1 protein-coding gene is annotated in these 3,924 nt (G+C 67.4%); it reads left to right on the forward strand.

Going from position 1 to position 3,924, the window contains the following annotated elements; genetic code table 11:
- The first annotated feature begins 19 nt into the window (after positions 1 to 19).
- Positions 20 to 3,478, forward strand: coding sequence for an amino acid adenylation domain-containing protein (locus tag ACM62G_RS24040; protein WP_419735757.1), 3,459 nt, complete (start codon positions 20 to 22; stop codon positions 3,476 to 3,478).
- The last annotated feature ends 446 nt before the right edge of the window (positions 3,479 to 3,924 follow it).

Raw genomic sequence — 3,924 nt, forward strand, 5'->3', positions numbered from 1 at the left:
GGCGCGGATCTGGGCCGAGTTGCTGCAGGTCGAGCGGGTCGGGCGCCAGGATCATTTCTTCGAACTGGGAGGCAACTCGCTGCTGGCCGTGGCGCTGGTCGAGCGCATGCGCCAGGCCGGCCTGCAGGCCGATGTCCAGGTGCTGTTCGGCCAGCCGACCCTGGCGGCGCTGGCCGCCTCGGTGACGGCGCGCCAGGCCGTCGAGGTCCCCGCCAACCGCGTCGCAGCCGATTGCCAGTCCCTTACCCCGTCGATGCTGGCCCTGGTGGAACTGCAGCAGGAGGTCATCGACCGGATCGTCGCCGGCGTCCCCGGCCACGCCGCCAACGTGCAGGAAATCTATCCGCTGGCGCCGCTGCAGGAAGGGCTGCTCTATCACCACATGACCGCCACCGCGGGCGATCCCTACCAGCAATACGCGTTGTTCGCCTTCGATGATCGCCAGCGCCTGGAGGCCTTTGCCCAGGCGCTGCAGGCGGTGATCGCGCGGCACGACATCCTGCGCACCAGCCTGGCCTGGGAAGGCCTCGAACAACCGGTGCAGGTGGTCTGGCGCGAGGCCCGGCTGGCGGTTGAAATGCCGCAGCTGGCAGCCGATGCGGGGGACGTCGGTGCGCAGTTGCTGGCGCGTTTCGACCCGGTACAGCGTCCGCTGGACATCCGCCAGGCACCGCTGATGGCGCTGGCCTGCGCCGAAGATGCCGCGAATGGCCGCTGGGTGGGCCTGCTGCGTTTCCATCACCTGATCAACGATGCGACGTCCACCGCCGTGCTGTTGGCGGAAATCAATGCGCACATGCGCGGCCATGAGCACCAGCTCGCACCCTCGGTGCCGTACCGCAACTATGTCGCGCAAGTCCGTCAGGACGAGCGGCAAGCCGGGCACGAGGCGTTTTTCCGTGAATTGCTGGGTGATGTCGAGGAGCCGACGCTGGCGTTCGGGATGCAGCGGCGCCAGGGCGACAGCCAGGACCATGAACGCCTGGAGCAGGCGCTGGACGGTGAGCTGGCCCGGCGTCTGCGCGGTGTTGCCCGGCAACTGGGGGTGAGCGCCGCGAGCCTCTACCATCTGGCCTGGGCACAGGTGCTGGGCGGGTTGTCGGGCCGTGACGATGTGGTGTTCGGTACCGTGCTGCTGGGCCGTTTGCAGGCCGGGGCGGGGGCCGACCGGGCCCTGGGCATGTTCATCAATACCTTGCCCTTGCGGATAAACCTGGGCGGCAAGAGCGTGGTCGATGCCCTGCGGCATACCCACCAGCGGCTGACCGAGCTGCTGGCCCACGAGCATGCGCCGCTGGCCCTGGCCCAGCGTTGCAGCGCGGTTCCCGCCACCACGCCGCTGTTCAACAGCCTGCTCAACTACCGGCATAGTGCCGCGGCACCGGTGGGCGCGGTGCACACCGGCGTCGAGCTGCTGGACAGTGCGCAGATCGTCAGTCACCTGGTGATGCTGTCGATCGACGATCTCGGCGAGGACTACCGCCTGGCGGCCACAGCCCCGCGGTCGCTGGGTGCGCAACGGGTGCTGGACTACCTGGAGACGGCCCTGGATGGGCTGGTGGAAACCCTCGCCCGGGCACCGGGCACGGCCCTCGACCGCTTGCCGATCCTGCCGCCGGCGGAGCGTCGGTACCTGCTGGACGAGCTCAATGCGACACAGGCCGACCACCCGCTGGAGCAATGCATTCAGGCCCTGTTCGAGCAGCAGGTGCGCCGGACCCCGGACGCCGTGGCGCTGGTGGCCGGCGAGCGGCACCTGACCTATCGCGAGCTCAATGAGCGCGCCAACCAACTGGCCTGCCATCTGCGCGAGCAGGGCGTGCGACCGGATACGCGGGTGGCGATCTGCGTCGAGCGTGGACCTGAGCTGGTCATCGGCCTGTGGGCGATCGTCAAGGCCGGTGGTGTCTATCTGCCGCTGGATCCGGGCTATCCGCTGGAGCGCCTGGTCTACATGTTGCAGGACAGCTCGGCGGTGGCGGTGCTGGTGCACCAGGCGACGCGCGACCTGTTGGGGTCGGTGACCCTCCCGCTGGTCGATTTCGACCGCAACACCTGGCACGACCGCCCGGTGAGCGATCCGGTGATCGCCGACCTCGGCCCGTCGAACCTGGCCTATGTGATCTATACCTCCGGTTCCACCGGCACGCCCAAGGGCGTTGCGCTCGAACACCGTGGCCTGTGCAACCTGATGCACTGGAGTTCGAAGCTGTGCCCGGACATGGGCAACAGTGGCCTGCTGCAGAAGGCGCCGTTCAGTTTCGACGGTTCGGTCTGGGAGTTCTTCTGGCCGCTGACCGTCGGCATGCGCCTGGTGCTGGCGCGTCCCGACGGGCATCGCGATCCGGACTACCTGGTGCGCCTGGTACGCGAGCAGCGGATCCGTGTGATCAAGTTCGTACCGGCGATGCTGCAGCAGTTCCTCGAACAGGGCGAAGTCAGCCAGTGCACCAGCCTGACGGACGTCTTCTGTGGCGGTGGTGAACTGACGGCAGCGTTGGCCCAGGCGGTGCAGGCGAAGTTGCCGCAGGTGCGCCTGCACAACGTCTATGGCCCGACCGAGGCCACGGTCGACAGCACCGCCTGGACCCTGGAGCCGGGCGCGCCGGTACCGGCGCTGCAACTGCCGATCGGCCGGCCGATCTGCAACACCCGGGTGTACGTGCTCGATGCCCATGATCGACCGGTACCACTGGGGGTGAGCGGGCAACTGCATATCGGCGGTGTCGGTGTCGCCCGCGGCTACCTCGGCCTGGCGAAGCTGACGGCCGAACGCTTCATCGACAGTCCGTTCGTGGCGGGTGATCGCCTGTACCGGACGGGCGACCTGGTGCGTTACCGCGCCGATGGCAACCTCGAGTTCCTCGGTCGGGACGACTTCCAGGTGAAGCTGCATGGCTTGCGCCTGGAACTGGGCGAGATCGAGGCGGCACTGCTGTCGCATGAGGCGCTGCGCGAAGTGGCGGTGCTGATGCGTGACGAGCGGCTGGTGGCCTACTTCACGGCACGGGTGGCCGGCCAGGTGCCGACGATCGAGGCGCTGCGTGGCTACCTGCTGGGGCTGCTGCCGGACTACATGGTGCCTTCGGCCTACGTGCAGCTCGACGTGCTGCCGTTGAGTCCCAACGGCAAGCTCGATCGGCGGGCCTTGCCGGCGCCGGGCCAGGATGCGGTGATCAGTCGCGACTACGAGGCGCCTCGTGGTCCGGTGGAGATCGCCCTGGCCGAGATCTGGGCCGAGGTGCTGAAGATCGAGCGGGTAGGGCGCAACGACCACTTCTTCGAGCTGGGCGGGCACTCGCTGCTGGCGGTCAGTCTGGTGGCGCGGATGCGCCAGGCGGGACTGAATGCCGATGCGCGGGAGGTGTTCAGCCAGCCGACCCTGGCGGCACTGGCGGCCAAGTCCGTCGGCCGCGTGCAGCAGGTACAGGTGCCGGCGACCACCATTCCGACCCTGAACCGCAAGCGTCGCCTGTAGCGGTGACGCTGCGCTGACTTGCTGCGCGGTGGCAGCAAGACCGCTATCGCCAGCCAGCCGGCTCCCACGGGGTTCGTGTCATGTGCTCATTCCGGGCATGACGCGGTCCCTGTCGGAGCCGGCTTGCCGTGGGCGGCATTCCGACGATTCGCCTTGGGCGACCCTTCACTCCCTCCTCTCAAAAAGTTCCGCAAAGCCCCCTCCAGCCCGGGACAGATGTCGGGGGGTGTCCCCGCTTGCCGTGTCAGCCACTGCCATGCGGATGATTTAGTTTCTCAAATACCGAAACAGTGATGGCTAATTGACGCCATTTTTCCTTCAACCTCCTGTCCGAGCCGGCCAGAAATGCCGCTCCGCCAGTACAAGGGCGCGCCGTACCGCTGACACGTTGCCTTTGAAAATGGACTTTCTCGTCAACCGTTTCCGAATTTAAAGCAGGTCTCACT

Origin of the sequence: Pseudomonas sp. COR18 (genome assembly GCF_048568395.1) — a bacterium.
GTDB classification, from domain to species: domain Bacteria; phylum Pseudomonadota; class Gammaproteobacteria; order Pseudomonadales; family Pseudomonadaceae; genus Aquipseudomonas; species Aquipseudomonas fuscovaginae_B.